The organism is Leeuwenhoekiella aestuarii (assembly GCF_004104055.1).
Taxonomy (GTDB): domain Bacteria; phylum Bacteroidota; class Bacteroidia; order Flavobacteriales; family Flavobacteriaceae; genus Leeuwenhoekiella; species Leeuwenhoekiella aestuarii.
Genome location: NZ_QOVJ01000001.1, coordinates 511,993 through 527,771, shown reverse-complemented (window position 1 = coordinate 527,771; position 15,779 = coordinate 511,993). Strand labels below are relative to the sequence as shown.

14 protein-coding genes are annotated in these 15,779 nt (G+C 38.2%); 8 read left to right on the top strand and 6 right to left on the bottom strand.

Going from position 1 to position 15,779, the window contains the following annotated elements; all coding sequences use genetic code 11:
- Positions 1 to 240 precede the first annotated feature (240 nt).
- Entirely contained in the window at positions 241 to 474 is a 234-nt protein-coding gene (locus DSM03_RS19265) for a cupin domain-containing protein (RefSeq protein ID WP_338068245.1), read from the top strand.
- A gap of 2 nt (positions 475 to 476) precedes the next feature.
- Here DSM03_RS19265 and DSM03_RS02390 read toward each other — a convergent pair whose 3' ends face one another.
- Together DSM03_RS02390 and DSM03_RS02385 are read right to left on the bottom strand one after the other, a co-directional pair.
- A complete protein-coding gene (locus DSM03_RS02390; protein ID WP_128763036.1) occupies positions 477 to 1,814 on the bottom strand; it encodes a GntP family permease in 1,338 nt (445 codons plus the stop codon).
- Positions 1,815 to 1,817: 3 nt separating this feature from the next.
- Positions 1,818 to 2,930, bottom strand: a complete 1,113-nt coding sequence (locus DSM03_RS02385) for a glycerate kinase family protein (RefSeq protein ID WP_236643937.1) — start codon at positions 2,928 to 2,930, stop codon at positions 1,818 to 1,820.
- A 363-nt stretch (positions 2,931 to 3,293) separates the two neighbouring features.
- Here DSM03_RS02385 and DSM03_RS02380 point away from each other — a divergent pair, with 363 nt between their 5' ends.
- Genes DSM03_RS02380 through DSM03_RS02370 form a run of 3 tightly spaced genes read left to right on the top strand, consistent with a single transcriptional unit; the run spans position 3,294 to position 4,452 of the window.
- Positions 3,294 to 3,560: a hypothetical protein gene (locus DSM03_RS02380; protein ID WP_236643933.1), complete on the top strand. Its 267-nt coding sequence runs from the start codon at positions 3,294 to 3,296 to the stop codon at positions 3,558 to 3,560.
- Positions 3,557 to 3,751 (top strand): helix-turn-helix transcriptional regulator, encoded by a 195-nt coding sequence (locus tag DSM03_RS02375; RefSeq protein ID WP_128761768.1) that lies wholly within the window; start codon positions 3,557 to 3,559, stop codon positions 3,749 to 3,751. The genes DSM03_RS02380 and DSM03_RS02375 overlap by 4 nt, the downstream gene beginning before the upstream one ends.
- 8 nt (positions 3,752 to 3,759) lie before the next feature.
- On the top strand, positions 3,760 to 4,452 hold the full coding sequence (locus DSM03_RS02370; protein ID WP_128763034.1) for a TVP38/TMEM64 family protein: 693 nt from the start codon (positions 3,760 to 3,762) through the stop codon (positions 4,450 to 4,452).
- Here DSM03_RS02370 and DSM03_RS02365 read toward each other — a convergent pair whose 3' ends face one another.
- Positions 4,453 to 4,815: a hypothetical protein gene (locus tag DSM03_RS02365; protein WP_128761766.1), complete on the bottom strand. Its 363-nt coding sequence runs from the start codon at positions 4,813 to 4,815 to the stop codon at positions 4,453 to 4,455.
- Positions 4,816 to 4,966: 151 nt separating this feature from the next.
- On the opposite strand from DSM03_RS02365, the gene DSM03_RS02360 reads away from it, so the two are divergent.
- From DSM03_RS02360 to DSM03_RS02350, 3 genes are all read left to right on the top strand, one after another.
- The gene (locus DSM03_RS02360; RefSeq protein WP_128763033.1) at positions 4,967 to 5,734 is read left to right on the top strand and encodes a lysophospholipid acyltransferase family protein; all 768 of its coding nucleotides are present in this window, start codon (positions 4,967 to 4,969) and stop codon (positions 5,732 to 5,734) included.
- A gap of 2 nt (positions 5,735 to 5,736) precedes the next feature.
- The gene (locus DSM03_RS02355) at positions 5,737 to 6,414 is read left to right on the top strand and encodes an HD domain-containing protein (protein ID WP_128761764.1); all 678 of its coding nucleotides are present in this window, start codon (positions 5,737 to 5,739) and stop codon (positions 6,412 to 6,414) included.
- A 99-nt stretch (positions 6,415 to 6,513) separates the two neighbouring features.
- Positions 6,514 to 7,857 (top strand): aryl-sulfate sulfotransferase, encoded by a 1,344-nt coding sequence (locus DSM03_RS02350; RefSeq protein WP_128763032.1) that lies wholly within the window; start codon positions 6,514 to 6,516, stop codon positions 7,855 to 7,857.
- A 67-nt stretch (positions 7,858 to 7,924) separates the two neighbouring features.
- Here the strand turns inward: DSM03_RS02350 and DSM03_RS02345 are convergent, their stop codons facing one another.
- The gene (locus DSM03_RS02345; RefSeq protein ID WP_128761762.1) at positions 7,925 to 10,168 is read right to left on the bottom strand and encodes an inorganic phosphate transporter; all 2,244 of its coding nucleotides are present in this window, start codon (positions 10,166 to 10,168) and stop codon (positions 7,925 to 7,927) included.
- Positions 10,169 to 10,443: 275 nt separating this feature from the next.
- On the opposite strand from DSM03_RS02345, the gene DSM03_RS02340 reads away from it, so the two are divergent.
- Positions 10,444 to 10,803 carry a toxin-antitoxin system YwqK family antitoxin gene (locus tag DSM03_RS02340; protein ID WP_128761761.1) on the top strand — a complete coding sequence of 120 codons (360 nt, stop codon included), beginning with the start codon at positions 10,444 to 10,446 and terminating at the stop codon, positions 10,801 to 10,803.
- Positions 10,804 to 10,980: 177 nt separating this feature from the next.
- On the opposite strand, the gene DSM03_RS02335 is transcribed toward DSM03_RS02340, so the two are convergent.
- Together DSM03_RS02335 and DSM03_RS02330 are read right to left on the bottom strand one after the other, a co-directional pair.
- Positions 10,981 to 12,444, bottom strand: a complete 1,464-nt coding sequence (locus tag DSM03_RS02335; protein WP_128763031.1) for a SusD/RagB family nutrient-binding outer membrane lipoprotein — start codon at positions 12,442 to 12,444, stop codon at positions 10,981 to 10,983.
- A gap of 12 nt (positions 12,445 to 12,456) precedes the next feature.
- Entirely contained in the window at positions 12,457 to 15,579 is a 3,123-nt protein-coding gene (locus tag DSM03_RS02330) for a SusC/RagA family TonB-linked outer membrane protein (protein ID WP_128763030.1), read from the bottom strand.
- Between the last annotated feature and the right edge of the window lie 200 nt (positions 15,580 to 15,779).

Here is a 15,779-nt window from a genome sequence, read left to right as displayed (position 1 = left end):
CTATGATAAATTTTCTTTTACTTGTTTGCGCGGTAATTTCCGCAGGTGTATTTGCCCAGGAAACCACCTATACCATCAAATCCTACAATGAAGAAGGGGTTAGCGCCCAACACGCATTATCTGGGAGAAGCCTTGGCTGAGTCACGTACTGGAAGCCGACGACACGCTGGATTATAACATTACTAAAGCCACTTTTAAGGCCAATGCTACACTTGACTGGCACAAGCCGCTACGCCACAGGTGCTTATTGTAGTGGATGGCGAGGGCTATTATCAGGAGCGGGGTAAAGATCCGGTACGTATCAAAGAAGTTGATGTCTTACGCTGTGAACCAAATGTTGAGCATTGGCATGCTTCCTCAAAAGAACACGATGTTACCTATCTCGCAATCTATGGGGGAAAGGAACCTACAACCTGGACTGAAGTTCTGACTAGGGAATACTACGACAGTATAGCTGAAAAACTAAGGGATTAACCCTACAGCGCATGATATACACTATAGGCAGCAAGCAGCAAACAAATGCCAATTACGCCTTGCAATAAAGTTCCTGCAGTGTGTTTTCTATAAGCCTCTTTTACGCTCATTTCTCCCATTTGACTTACAATCCAGAAATAGGAGTCATTAGCGTGGGACACCGTTAAGGAGCCGGCACCAATGGCAAGAATTACCCATACTTTTCCCATTTCAGTATTTAGTCCAAGAGCAGGCAACAAGGGAAGCATAATAGAACTAATAGTAATGATAGCTACGGTAGAAGAACCCTGAGCTGATTTTAGCAAAGCAGCGAGTAAAAATGGAATGGTAAGTCCCAGGCTGTTAGTAAAAGAATCCAGACGCAATCCTTCAGTGAGATTTGCAGACTGAATTACAGCGCCCAGAGCACCGCCCATTGCAGTTATTAAAAGAATGGGTGCCGCCTGCTGAATTCCTTTTTTAAGAATTGTGCTCATATCTTTTTTACGCTTTTTGCAACTGTAAAATGCTGCGAGCATTCCTAATAATAGGGCAATAACAGGATCTCCCACAAATAAAATAAGGTCTGTGAAAAATTGATATTCAGTTAGAAATAAGGGGATTATAGAAGCGGTTGCCATCAGTAGAATGGGTAAGGTCAAAGGCCAGATAGCTTCTGAAAAAGAAGGCAGGTTTTTTTCCTGATTAAAGTGTTCAATCAAATTATCGCTGTCAAAGCTGTCGTTCAGATTGCTCTTTCTGAAAAAATAATAGGCATAAAATGCGCCGATGAGCATAAGTACAATACCAAAAATTCCACCTGCAAGTAAGAGCAGGGATAAGTTCGCTAACTGAAGATTTCCGGCAGCAGCCAGCGGACCCGGAGTTGGCGGCACCAAAACATGAGCAGAAAACAAGCCGGTAGAAAGTGCTACCGTGAGCGCATTACGCCTGGCGGTATTGTTTGCTGAAAGTTTTTTTGTTAGCGGAGCCAAAATAACAAAAGCAGCATCACAAAAAACCGGAATAGAAACCAGATAGCCCAAAGCACTGATGACAAACGGAAGCGGGAGCAGGGTTAACTTCTTGATAATTCCTTTTGCGATCGCGGTTGTCGCATTTGTTGCTTCAAGAGCAACACCTATCCAAGCGCCAAAAAGAATCAAAAGACCTATGTTTTTAAACATATTCCCAAAGCCTGTACTGAGGGTCTCAGGGATTTGTGCAATGGGTATTTGCAATAAAAAGGCGAGCCCCAGGGCACCTATAAGCAATACAAAAAAAGGATGCCAGCGCAGGTAACTCGTGCCAACAATTATCCAGATAACTACGACTGCAATAAAAAGTAAATCAATACCCATAGGTTAAATGTGGTTTTTGAGATTTTTTAGTACAGCATCTTTCAGCAATGAATAGGCGTGGTTTTTTGCATAGTCTAGTGTCATCGTTTCGGTTTTAATAGCGTATGCAGCAGTGATTCCGGCACGCGTTAAAATTTCAGGCGTAGCCGAAACACTCCCGGCAAAAAGCAGTAACGGTTTATGATATTTTTTAGCCAGTTCGGCTAATTTGAAAGGCACTTTCCCATACTGACTTTGGTTATCTGTTTTGCCTTCTCCTGTGATCAAAAGGTCTGCTTCTCTAACCCTTTCTTCAAGAGCAGTCAGGTCGCTTAACAGATCAAAGCCTGGTTTGAGAGCACTATCAAATAATCCAAACATTCCTGCTGCAGTGCCTCCTGCAGCGCCACCGCCTTTAATTTGTGTTAGGTCTTTATTTCTTTTCTGCTGAACCAATTTTGCAAAGTGTGTTGCGCCTTCTTCAAGTTGCGCTACAACTGCTGGGGATGCACCTTTTTGCGGGGCATAGGTGTAAGCTGCTCCTGTTTTACCCAATAGCGTATTGGTAACATCACACGCAACGATAGTAGTTGTGTTTAGGAGTTTGGTGTTTAAATTTTTAAAATCGAGTTCAGTACACCGTGCGAGATGCTCACCTTTAGCATGTAAGCTGTTTTTAGTGTGATCTAATAATTTTCCGCCTAAAGCTTCAAAAATACCAGTACCCAGATCATGGGTTGCACTGCCACCAATGCCTAAGATGATAGTTGTAAAACCATTTTCAAGCGCATGATTGATTTGTAAACCGGTGCCGTAAGTGGAAGTAAGCAACGGATTTTTTTCAGAATCGTTAAGCAAAGCAAGTCCTGAGGCCTGTGAAAGTTCGATCCATGCGGTTTTACCATCTTTAAATCCGTAATAAGAAGCTTTTAAAGATCGCCGTAAGGGATCAAACGTATCACATTCGATTTTCGCTCCTAATTTTAGAGCATCAAACAACTCAAAAGCACCTTCGCCACCATCAGAAAACGGAAGAAGATCAATAGCTGAATACGGGTTTACTGACTTTATTCCTTCAGCAATGGCTTCACAAACTTGTGTTGCTGTAAGGCTTTCTTTAAATGAATCTGGTGCAATTAGAATTTTCAGAATACTTGATTTTGGTGGTTAATTCAAGTGGCAAGCATTCAGGTTCTGATGCCTGACACGAGTTGATTTTCAGTTTACAGGAAGTTATTCAAAGGTAATTTACTCTTTTTCGGGTAATTGTATGTTGAATCTTAGTATTGAAAAAATTATTTTGTAAAGTTTGCTTTACATTTAGAAATAGTCATATATTTGTCAAGTGAACTTTACATTAATCAAAATTCAAATAGTATGAAATCAAAATTAATTGAATCTAGAAATCGTTTGGCAAAATGGTCTGTCGCTTGGGTGTTAACTACAGCTTTGGTGACGTTTGGTTCTTAGTTTTTATGGGAATCCCAAATCATTACAGTTTTGACTATTATCTTGAGCCTTGCAGTTGGAGTAGGGATGGTGATGGCAAACCGAAATTTTGTGAACGAGGGAGATGAGCTGCAACGCAAAATACAATTAGAGTCTATGGGGTTGACTTTAGGGCTTAGTGTCGTTGTGGGTATCGCATACGCTCAATTAGACACCACAGATCTAATCGCTCAGGATGCAGAAATTAGTTTTCTGGTCTTATTTATGGGACTCACCTATATTTTGTGTGTCTTTTTTAATGCGCGTAAGTACTCATGAAAAATAACATCAAAGAGTTGCGCAATGCAATTAAATTAACGCAGGGAGATCTGGCGGAACGTATAGAAGTCTCCAGGCAAACAATAAATGCGATTGAAAAAGGTAAATTTGATCCCAGTTTGCCTACCGCATTTAGGTTAGCAGCTGTTTTTAACTGTACAATTGAAGAACTTTTTATTTACGAATCTTAATACTTTTTATGCAAAAAATCCTGATAAAACATCTTCCTAAAATAGTTTCAATAGTAATTCTGGTAGGTGTTGTACTGGGTTATTTCTTAATTCCTGAGATGAAAGACTTTATGAACGAGGCCTGGTCTGTTCTCAGTAGTGGTGATGAGCAAAAGATTGAGAATTGGGTTTCTTCATTTGGTTGGGCTGGTCCGGTGGTTTTGATCTTGGCAATGATCGCTCAGATGTTTCTGATTGTGATTCCTTCGGTAGCACTTATGGTGGTTTGTATTTTGGCTTATGGTCCTGTTTGGGGCAGTTTATTAGTACTGGTTGCCGTAAGCAGCGCATCAAGCGTTGGTTATATTCTAGGGAAAAAACTGGGTTCTGGCTTAATAAATAATCTTATAGGCTCTAGTACCGAAACGAAACTGGAAGATTTTATAGAGGATTACGGGTTTTGGGCTATTGCCATCACGAGGCTCAATCCATTTTTATCTAATGATGCTATCAGTTTTGTAGGTGGAATTTTAAAAATGAATTATTTTAAATTTCTCGCGGCAACCTTGGCGGGTATTACGCCACTGACGCTCTTTATAGCTATTATGGGTCAAAGTACTTCAGGAATGAAAAGCGGTTTGTTATGGGGTTCTGTGATAAGTCTGGTTATATTTTGCCTCTACGTATACTGGAATAAAAAACGTAAAAAGAAAAAATCTTGATTACCAGAATTTAAAGAAAAGGATAAGCGCCAGTATCAAAAGGTTGTAAAATATAAATTCTGGACGTTCAAAACCGGTAAAAAACCCTCTAAATCTTCCGGTATATTCATCTGTACCTGTAGAAGTATTGATATAAAATGCTTCAAAAGGCCAGAAACCATCTGGATTTTGCACGAATTCCCCAACTTGTTGCAACGAGGGATTTAAACCTGTTTCTAAATCTGTAAATAAATATATTTCAAAAGACTCGTTTTCTGCTATCGCTTGTATTTTTGGAGCAAAACCATAATAATTCACGCTAAATGCCAGGATATTTAAACCCAGCAGCAATATAGATAGCCTGATTTTAAGTGATTTTCTCATTATTTCTCATTCAGCACAAATGTAGCTGGGTAAACACTACTGAATAAGGGGGTTTTCCCCCAAAATCATTGATAGTGCCATAAATCATCAGATAAATTAAATTTGCAAGCTCATGGCATTGTCTTTTCTTTGCTGAGTAAGTTTTATACTAATGAGAAAGTTTTTTGCTTATCCGCTAAGTGTTATTTTTTATCTGGCTTTTGGTCTAACCATTGTTATATTTCATCCGGTACAATGGGTATGTTACAATTGGTTTGGTTATCAGGCACATAAGAAAAGTGTAGATTATTTAAATTTTACCATTATGCGGTGTCTAAATCTTTTAGGCACACGCTTTACATTTAATAACCCCTACAAGATAGCGAGGGATCAGCCTATTATTATTGTGGCAAACCACCAGGGGCAGTGGGATATCCCTTCTATAATCTGGCATATGCGCAGGTTGCACCCTAAATTTATTAGTAAAATCGAATTAGGAAAAGGTATTCCCAGCATCTCTTATAACCTGAGAAAAGGCGGTGCTGCTTTAATAGACCGAAAAGACAAAAGGCAGTCTATAATGGCGATTCGGGATTTGACTAAATCCTTAAATAAAACAAATCGATCGGTAGTGATTTTTCCGGAAGGAACACGGAGTAAAGACGGAGTTCCTAAAGATTTTGCAACGGGAGGATTGATCACATTGTTTAAGTTTATGCCAGATGCAATTGTCGTCCCTGTGACTATACATAATTCCTGGAAATTAATGCGTTGGGGTGGTTTTCCGCAGGATATAGGTGTGCATGTAAGTCACACGGTTCACGAGCCTATTAAAGTTGCGGGTAAAAACCCTGAGGAATTGGTTAAGCAGGTTCAGGATAGTGTACTTGCAGATTTTCCGGAGGTGCGCACACATAAATCAAGATCTAATTCTTTGTAAGTATGACAGCATCTTTAAAACTTCATTCAGAAGATATTAGGATTATAGAGAAAACGAGTGATTTTGTAAAAAATACCTTATCTGATGCAGAAGGTGGTCACGACTGGTTTCATACGCTTAGAGTTTACAAAAATGCACTCCATATTGCTAAAGGTGAAGATGCAGATGTAGTTAGTGTCGCTCTGGGAGCGCTTTTGCACGATATAGCAGATTCTAAATTTCATGAGGGTGATGAGACCGTAGGACCCAAAATGGCTCGCGAGTTTTTAAAAGAGCAGAATGTATCTTTTGCTCGAATAGAGGCTGTGGTTAAGATTATTGAAAATGTTTCATATCGGGGTGGGAATAAAAAGTCTGACTATAATTCAATTGAATTACAAATTGTACAGGATGCTGATCGTCTTGATGCGATTGGTGCAATAGGTATTGCTCGTACTTTCAATTACGGAGGCTTTAAGAACCGTAAACTTTACGACCCCAGTATTGAGCCAAAACTGGATATGACTGCAGAAGAATATAAAAAATCTGATGCGCCAACCATCAACCACTTCTACGAGAAATTACTGTTGCTAAAGGATAAAATGCACACTAAAACTGCACTAGAGATAGCTGAGAAGCGGCATCTTTTTATGCAAGAATTTTTAGATCAGTTTTATGCAGAATGGGAAGGTAGCCGGTAAGGTTGCCAGGCCTTAATTTTTTAATATGCTGATTAGCTTGAGTTTTACCTCCTGAAAAAAAGTTATTTACTATATTCATCAAGGTATTAAACAAGCGCCATGAAATTAAATCTATTATGTATTCTTCTCTTCTTTTCAGTACTGATAAGTTGTTCTGACGAAACCCTAACGGGTATCGAAGAAAGTGAGCAGGAAGAGAATCCCGATGTTGAAGAAGAAAACCCCGCGACGTCTGAAGAAACCTACGAACTTGCAGGTGAAATCGAACTTTATAATCAAGAACTTATTGAAGACAGCTACGTTTTAGTGAATGATGCGGGTTTTAACCGGGTCTATTTAATGAATAAGAATAATGCTGAAATACTTCACGAATGGGAGCTTGAGAGCGGTATAGGTAACGATGCAGAACTCCTGGCTAATGGGCAGTTGCTGGTAAGTCTCATTGATGAAAACAAGCAGATAGGCTTTGGTGGATATGCCGGAAAAATACAATTGATAAATCCCGATAATGCTATCTCATGGGATTATACTATCTCTTCAGATACTGAAATTTCGCACCATGATGTGGAGTTATTACCTAACGGAAATATACTGGTTTTGGTTTGGGAAGGTAAAACTATAGAAGATGCAGCTCAGAACTATGGCTATGCTTACGATTTGGATGAACGTATTTTTGCTGAAAAATTAGTAGAGATCAATCCAGAGACCAATGAGATCGTCTGGCAATGGAGTGCCTGGGATCACCTCGTGCAGGATAATGATGATTCATTACCTAACTATGGACTTGTTTCTGAAAATCCTAACCGAATCAATCTCAATTACCGCGATGCCCTACAGGAAGCTCATAACGGCGATATTATGCACGCTAATGGATTAGAATATGATGCTGAAAATGATCTTATTTTGATGAGCGTAAATTTTTATAGTGAAGTTTGGGTTTTAGATCACAGTACTACCACAGAAGAAGCAACAACCAGTGAAGGCGGTTCTCATGGTTTGGGAGGGGATTTGATTTATAGATTTGGCAACCCTGAAGCTTATGGGAATACTCAGGGTACGCGTAGTTTTTACCACAACCACGGGATAAATATTATTCCAGATACAAACAGCGCGTTAATCTATGTAAATGGTGGTTTGAGTAACAATAATGATCAATCAGTAGTATATGAACTGCAGTTACCGGAAAACTATAATTTATTAGCGGAAACCGATAACGAACTGGAGCAGTTATGGAGCTTTACCGATATCAATTTGTTTGCACCAAAAGTATCAGGAGCTTTTAGGTTGCCTAATGGAAATACATTAATCACAGAAGGTGATTACGGTTGTTGGGAAGTAACAAATGACAAACAAGTCGCCTGGAAGTTTAAAGGAGAAGGGTTTTTCTGGAGGGCTTACCCGTATCAGAAAGATAGTGCTATTTTAACCAATTTTGAACTTTAAATAAACCTTCAGGGAAGTATAAAAACCAAAGGGCTGAATTGAATATTCAGCCCTTTGGTTTTTGAAATTACATATGCTTTTTGTGCTCTATATAATAATGTTCTAAAAGATTCATCGTTGCTTTTATAAGGTCTTCAGTTTCTTGAAGAATGCTAAAGTAAAGCATCGTATTTTTAGGACTAGAGTCTGCAGTGCGCGTACGCTCGACTTGTTTTTCTATTTTCTGAGATACACTGTCAAGCAGATTTTGCTTTTCTTCTAGAATAGATAACAAATCGTCAAAATTCTTAGCCTTAAACGTATCTTCAATTTTAGAGAAAAGCTTGTCTAATTTTTCTTCAATCTCTTTAAGATCTTTAAGTTGCGTAAACTTTAAACCCTTGTGATTATTGTTGAGGTGGTTGTAGCTCGATGTGGTTACAAAATCTATAGACTGTGTCACATCTTGTAAATAGCCGAGTACGTCAATGTAAAAACGACTCGCTTGTACGTGCGTCTCATCTAGATTTTTTATGAAGTAATATAAACTGTTACGCAGTTCTTCGACTTCGGCATTAAGTTTTGCAATCCCTTTTTTACTTTTCTTCAGCTTACCTAGATCCACTTTAGCCAGGCCTTCTATAGTACCTACATAAACTTTACTACCGCGTTTAAAAGCAGAAGCGATATTGGTTGTACTCTCATTAATAATTCCTTGTATAGAATTGCTTACTGCGCGCATTAAACGACCTTCTTCGGCTTCGGCTTCAGAACGTTTTTTGTGGTTCATATAATTGCGTACTAAAATGGCAATTGCAGCAGCAAATAATAAAAAGAGTGCAATGCTTCCACCTTTATAAAGTATAAAGGCCATAACTGCAGCAGCTGTAAATGCACTAATTGCAGTCATAAACCAGCCGCCTATTACATTAAGAACCCCAGCAACCCTGTAAACCGCACTTTCGCTACCCCAAGCTCTATCTGCAAGTGATGTACCCATCGCTACCATAAAGGTGACATAGGTGGTAGACAAGGGTAGTTTTAAGGAGGTTGCAGCTGATATAAGTACACTCGCAATCATAAGATTTACTGCGGCACGAACAAGATCAAACGCCGGCATATCTATAGCGGCAACACGAGTTGTAATTTTTGGTTTAGTAAATTTATGTTCAATATAATTTTTGGCTCCCTGGGGTAGTATTGCAGTAAACCCTTTATTTAGGTTCATAGCACCTCTTACTAAAGCTCTTGACAAAGCATTGGCTTTAAAACGCTCTTGCCCTTCATCTTGACGAGAAAGGTCTACAGAAGTCTTGACAACACGACGCGCTTTTTTTGAGAAGAATAAGGTTAATATCATTACAATTCCGGCAGATAGTAATAATAGCGGTTGTGTGGGGACTTTTTCTGCAAGGGATTCCATGGTAAAACTGCTTGCTGCTTCACCACTGGCTTGCCAAATCTCATACGAGTTGTAAGCGGCCATAGGTACACCGATGAAGTTTACCAGATCATTCCCTGCAAAGGCCATTGCAAGTGCAAAGGTTCCGAGCACAATGATCATCACATAAACATTCAATTTAAACGCTTTGATCAATATATAAGAGATAATGAACCAAATTACAAAGCTGATGGCTATAAAAGCCAATACGTTTGCATTAGCCCAATCTAAAAATGCACCTTGAACAAAATCCGCGCTTTTCAATCCTTTAATGATTATAAAATAAGTGATTGCAGCGGTAGAAATACCACTAAAAACGGCAGAATTCCAGGTAGGACGTTTGGCGAAATTGAACGTCAGTAATAGTCTGGTAAAAAATTGAACGAGTGCCCCAACTGTAAACGCGATGACGACCGAGAGGAGAATTCCGGTAATAATTTCAATAGCCTTATCTGAATTGATGTATTCTCCTAAATGAAGTAACGTGTCAGAATTACCAGATAATTTTATGAAAGTCATACAAAAGGCTGCGCCCAGAAGCTCAAATACGATTGAAACCGTAGTTGAGGTGGGCAATCCTAGTGTATTGAAAAAATCAAGGAGCAAAATATCGGTAAGCATAACGGCCATGAAAATGATCATGATCTCGTCAAAATAAAACTTTTCAGGTACAAATATACCTTTACGGGCGACCTCCATCATTCCGCTAGAGGATAATGCTCCAAAAGCAATCCCTACACTGGCAACAATCATAATGGTTTTAAAACTCACAGCTTTAGAACCTATAGCAGAGTTTAAAAAGTTTACGGCATCGTTACTTACTCCAACAACTAAATCTGCTATGGCTAAAATAGCCAGAGCGATAAGCATAATCAGGTATATATTATCCATAAAAAGATATGTCTTTTAAAGCTGCAAATTTGATATTTATTTTAATGCTGAATGTTATGCGAAGGTTATAAGTGTGCCTAAAATCTTCATATAAAGGCCTCATGGTGCTGTTTATCTCTTCATTTGTTAAGTGAAATCAATGTCTAATAATATTTTAAAAATCTCAATAACAGGCGTTTATATATTTAATGTAAATTTAATGTTACCAAAATGTAACATTATGATTAAGGTTTTTATATATTTGTAAAGTTAAGTTTAACCCAAATACTATTATTATGAAAAAGTTACTAGTTGCCGCAGCCCTGATAGGAGTTGTTAGCTTTGCTACAGCTCAGGAAAAAAAGAACATTTATGTTAAAGAGGGCAATCTTATTAAAGCAACTTTGTTTCACGATAATGGGCAAATTAGTCAAAAGGGTTACTACACAGAAGATGGAAAACTTCAGGGTGAGTGGATTAGTTATGATAAAGATGGAGTGAAAACTGCAGCTGCTAATTATGAAAATGGAGAAAAGACCGGTAAATGGTTTTTCTGGAATGATGACACTTTAAGAGAAGTAGATTACAATAATTCTCAAATCACAAGCGTAAATACTTGGAAAATTGAGGGTGAGCGTGTGGTGAGCAATGAGTAAACGTCCCTTTAAGGAACAAAGAATTTAAAAATTATAAAACCCGCTGAGCAATCAGCGGGTTTTTTTGTGGTAGGTAACCCGAACGTCTTAAAATTTCTGAGCTCTAAATCATGTGCAAAAAGAAAGGGAATGCCTTTTAAAGAACATTCCCTTGACCAAAACAAAACTACTTTTTGACTATTTATTAGTTATCGGGTGCGGAGCATCCCACCATAACTTGGTGTTAAGGTTGTCAGCGCCTTGAGCACTAACAGCTGCTTCGTAATTAGCTGTATTAGACTGAGACCAGTCAAGATCGTATCCTTGACGCACAGGGACATCATCACCATTAAGAGGTTCTGCAGGAGGGGTAAGTTCTGGGTATCCTAATCTTCTGTATTCTGCCCAGGCTTCATAGCCTTGTAAGAATAGCGCTTTCCATTTTTCTTCAGCGATTTGTTGCATTGCTGTTGTAGGATTAGTGCTTAATGCAACTGTTGTGGCATATTCGGCACCACCTGTTGCTCCCCATTGATCGAAAGAAGCAATAATTGCTTGCTCATAATAATCACTTGCACTCCCACTAATCCAGCCTAACTGAACGGCTTCTGCATAAGAAAATAAAACCTGAGCATAATTATAGATTACACCTGGTGCACTCTGATTGTAGATAATATCACTTGTTATAAACGAAACATCACTTGCAGCATAACTAGAAGTCGTTAAACCATATGGCATGCCTATATATTGAGGATTTCCCGCAGTTACCGAAGATCTGCTGTATGCTGCATAAGCTTCAATACGATTATCATTATCTGCAAGTAAGCGATCTACCAATGGCTTGCTAACAGCATAATCTTCACGGGTTTCAAAACGGTCTTCCCAAGGGTTGTCATACGATTGATCAGCAATAAATGGATAGAGAAGATTTTCTTCGACAGAAGTGATCGAGCCACTCATCGCTTCTTTAAATTGAGTAGCAGCAACACCGTTTGCTTCTGGATAAACATTAGATAATCGCAGAGCCATTGTAAGCTTTAAGGTGTTAGCAAATTGTCTCCAACGAGCCATATCTCCATCAAAAATCAGATCCCCTGTAGGACCTGCTTCGCTCTCATTAATTAAAGCCAAAGCATCATCAATCTCATCAAAAAGAGATAAATAGATTTCCTCTTGAGAATCAAAAACAGGGGTTGTATTTTCTAAACCTTGTAAAGCTTCAGAATACGGTAGCATTCCCCATCTGTCTGTGGCAAACTGAAAAAAGTATGCTTTTAATAGTTTTGCAACTGCAATTTGATTGTCATTAAAACCATAGGCAGATTGACTTAAAGCTGTTTCTTCACTAGAATTTACTTCAATGATCTTTTCAAGATTAATCAAGGGATTATAATATAGATAATCTATGTCAAAGTTTCGCGTACCATATCTAGAAGCTTCTGTGTAGGTAATTGCAGAAACATATTGTACATAAAAATTTCCTATGTCTGAAGTAACTGCATTTCCCATTTGAGATTCTGCGTAGGTTAGAAGTCCGCTGCTAATTACTTGAGTTGTTGCATCAGGATCAACATTCGTGTCTCCAAAATCAACCGTTTCACAAGAAGTGATTTCGAGCAATATTAGTGCTAAAAATGTTATTTTGAGTATGTTATTTTTCATAATTCTAATTTTTTAGAAGCTTAATTTAAGATCTACACCTAGAGTTCGTTGACTAGGACTTTGGCCGGCCTCTACCCATCTTGCGTTTCCACTTGAATAGTAGTCTTCAATTTCAGAAGGATCGATGCCATTTACCTTAGAGTAGATTAACCATAGGTTATTAGCATAAACACTTAATTTCATACTATCAAATGGAAGTTTCTCCATTAAGGGTTTAGGAAATGAGTAACCTAAAGAGACTTGTCTCAACTTGATATAAGAAGCATCGTAAACCCATTCTTCAGCAACCCCATAAAGATTGTTAAAGTACGTACGGGGTTTTACATAATAAGAAACTTCTTGACCTGTGGTCATGTCAGCACCATCTACGCGAATACCACCAGAAGAAGGTTGTACATTGTTTACATTAGCAGAAGTAACTTCGTTTCCTGCATTATCAATTACTAAATCTCGTATGGGGTTGCCTAGATCATTGGTTCCTACGGTTTGAGCACCGTTACCAGAACTCGCGTTAAACATTTTGGTTACAGAATAAAAATTACCTCCCTTTTGAAAGTCCATTGAGAAGTTTAAATTGAAGTTTTTATAAGTAAGCATATTGTTAAGTCCGCCTGTAAAGTCGGGCTGGATGTTGGCAACTTTCTCTATGGTATTGGTGTATTGTGGTGTACCAGATTCATCAAGAAGAATAGTGCCATTAGCATCTCTTTGCCATTTTGTACCGTAAATATTTCCCCAATCATCTCCTTCATCAGCGCGTAAAGATGCATTCCATACACCTGCAAGTGTAGTTTGATCGGTCAGGTCATTTATTTTGATAACTTTTTTGCGGTATCTGGCAATGTTAAAAGTTACATCCCATCTAAAATCATCATTAGAAAATGGTGTCGCAGCGAGACCTAGTTCCCAACCGTTTGTTTCATTAATAGACTCATTCCCGGTAGTTGCAGTGTATCCTGTAGCTCCGTTAATAGTTAATGAAGATGGAAGTTCACTATCTGTTCTGTTGAAATATGTGAAGTCTAAGCCAAGTTTATTCCCGAAAAACTTAAGCTCTGTACCCAATTCTTTTTCCTCTCTAATTCCTCCTTTTAGCTGAAGGTTAGCAAGTGTATTTGGAGTAGAGATACTCAACTTATCTTGATAAGAGTTTTGAATTGAATAGGTATTGTTCAAGGTATAGTTGTCAGGAAATGAAGGTGCTTGAGCGATACCGGCTCGTAGTTTACCAAAGCTTAAGATGTCATTATTTTCAATGAATTTTGAGAAAATCAAACTTGCAGAAAGTCCATAAACATCTACGCTGTTGTCATCTAAATCAGCTGTAGAGCTCCACTCTTTTCTGTATGACCCATCTAAATAGATGAAATTGTCATAACCTACAGATGCTGTTGCAAACATAGAGTAGTTCTTAAAACGTACATGATCTCTGTCGTAGTTGATGTTACCTACTGAAGTTCTGATGCTGTAATAGTCAGGTATTTGAAGACCTCCTGTTGTAGCAGCATTTATGTATGAATAATTTCTTTGATTCCATTGCGCTCCAACATTAGCAACTACATCAAATGCTCCAAATTTATTATCGTAATTTAATTGAGTATATAGCTCATTAAATTCGTTAGTGATAGTTTGTTCAGAATAACCTGGTTGAGTAAGACCATACCAAGCTGTTTTGCTACTATACTCAAAGCTATTGAAGGTACGTCTGATATCTACTAACCCGCTTAAATGATCATTATATTCATACTCTAATCCAATACTTCCATAAACAGCATTTTTAAGTTGTTCATTAGTGTTTTCAGTGGCTTCAAAGTAAGGAGAATTCCAGTAAAGTGGGGAGGGGTCTGATGCAGATTTCATATTCCAGGAATAGATCTGACCATTTTGTCTGTAATTTTTTAAACGATTCATGTCTAGTTGACGCTGCCACCACTGGTTGAAGTTAGAACCTAAGCCGCCGTAACCTTGACCTGGGAAATTTTCAGTCAATCGATACTGATAGTTGAAATTACCGTTGAACTTCAATTTTTCAGAAACATTATAAGAACCTTTAAAAGAGACAGTAGTTTGCTCTCTGTTAGTATTAGGAACAATAAGGGATGTCTTGATATTATTGATGGTCGTTTTGATATTATAATCGTCTCCACCTTTTAATAAAGAAAACGTTAAGTTGTTTGTTGTTGCAGTTTCGTAAAAGTCTCTAATGTTATCTGGGTTAGCAGACCATGGTCTTAATTCTCCAAAAGTATCTGAATTGGGAATAAAGCTATCCCAATGTCTTACCAGTGTTCCGTCTAATCGGGGCCCCCAGGATTCATCTGCAGAAAAATTAGGGTGCAGCTGACCTTCGTAGGTTAGAAAGTTTTGATCATATCCACCTCCATATTCGTTTTGATATTCCGGAAGCAAATATAAAGTAGACATAGAGAGAGCTTCGTCAATCGTTATACGCGCTTCACCATTTTTAGCTGTTTTAGTGGTAATGATTACTGCGCCATTTCGTGCTTCTGTACCATATAATGCAGTACCTGCAACACCTTTTAATACAGAAATATCTGCTACGTCTTCCATATTTATATCTGAAGAAGAGTAGATTTTAACACCATCTACCACATATAGAACCCCGGTTTCACCTCTTAAGCGTATTAATGCATTGTCAAAACTAGAACTGGGAGATCCTATGAGTTGTACACCAGCTATTTTACCCGCTAATGCACTGTTGATGTCTGTGTCTTTTGCTTGTACAACAGATTCACCTTTAACAGATTGTTGAGCAAAACCAAGACTTTTCTTTTCCCGCTTAATACCCAGCGCAGTAACGACAACCTCGTCTAGACTTTCGCCAGATTTTAAGCTTATGTTATAACTGGTTTCTTGAGTTACAGCTACTTCCTGATCTACAAAACCCATAAAGCTTACAACCAGAATGTCTCCGGTAGCAGCATCAATGCTAAAGTTTCCGTCAAAGTCTGTTGAGGTACCTGTGCTGGTTCCTTTAATTATAACAGAAGCTCCTGGTAATGGTAGGCCAGTGTCGTCTACAACTGTACCGGTAAGTGTTTGCGTTTGAGCAAGGGCTAACTGTACAACTAATGCAAAGAACAGCATTAGAAATCCTTTTGTTTTGATTTTCATGTTAGTGATTTAGTTAATGTGAATATTCGATAGAAAAACGATTTATCATTTTTCTACGTTAACGAGCCTGGTGTTAACGTTTTTCGAAAGTACCCTTAGTAAATCACCTCCATTATGTAAATATTATCCTTTTGTTATATTATCCTTGCCTGTTGTTGTGTTATTTTTAACATATTTTGGTACGATATCGTTATCATTAT

Coding starts and splice junctions, on each gene's coding strand:
- DSM03_RS02390 (WP_128763036.1), bottom strand. CDS start 1,814: ATGGGTATTGATTTACTTTTTATTGCAGTCGTAGTTATCTGGATAATT.
- DSM03_RS02375 (WP_128761768.1), top strand. CDS start 3,557: ATGAAAAATAACATCAAAGAGTTGCGCAATGCAATTAAATTAACGCAG.
- DSM03_RS02370 (WP_128763034.1), top strand. CDS start 3,760: ATGCAAAAAATCCTGATAAAACATCTTCCTAAAATAGTTTCAATAGTA.
- DSM03_RS02365 (WP_128761766.1), bottom strand. CDS start 4,815: ATGAGAAAATCACTTAAAATCAGGCTATCTATATTGCTGCTGGGTTTA.
- DSM03_RS02360 (WP_128763033.1), top strand. CDS start 4,967: ATGAGAAAGTTTTTTGCTTATCCGCTAAGTGTTATTTTTTATCTGGCT.
- DSM03_RS02355 (WP_128761764.1), top strand. CDS start 5,737: ATGACAGCATCTTTAAAACTTCATTCAGAAGATATTAGGATTATAGAG.
- DSM03_RS02350 (WP_128763032.1), top strand. CDS start 6,514: ATGAAATTAAATCTATTATGTATTCTTCTCTTCTTTTCAGTACTGATA.
- DSM03_RS02345 (WP_128761762.1), bottom strand. CDS start 10,168: ATGGATAATATATACCTGATTATGCTTATCGCTCTGGCTATTTTAGCC.
- DSM03_RS02340 (WP_128761761.1), top strand. CDS start 10,444: ATGAAAAAGTTACTAGTTGCCGCAGCCCTGATAGGAGTTGTTAGCTTT.
- DSM03_RS02335 (WP_128763031.1), bottom strand. CDS start 12,444: ATGAAAAATAACATACTCAAAATAACATTTTTAGCACTAATATTGCTC.
- DSM03_RS02330 (WP_128763030.1), bottom strand. CDS start 15,579: ATGAAAATCAAAACAAAAGGATTTCTAATGCTGTTCTTTGCATTAGTT.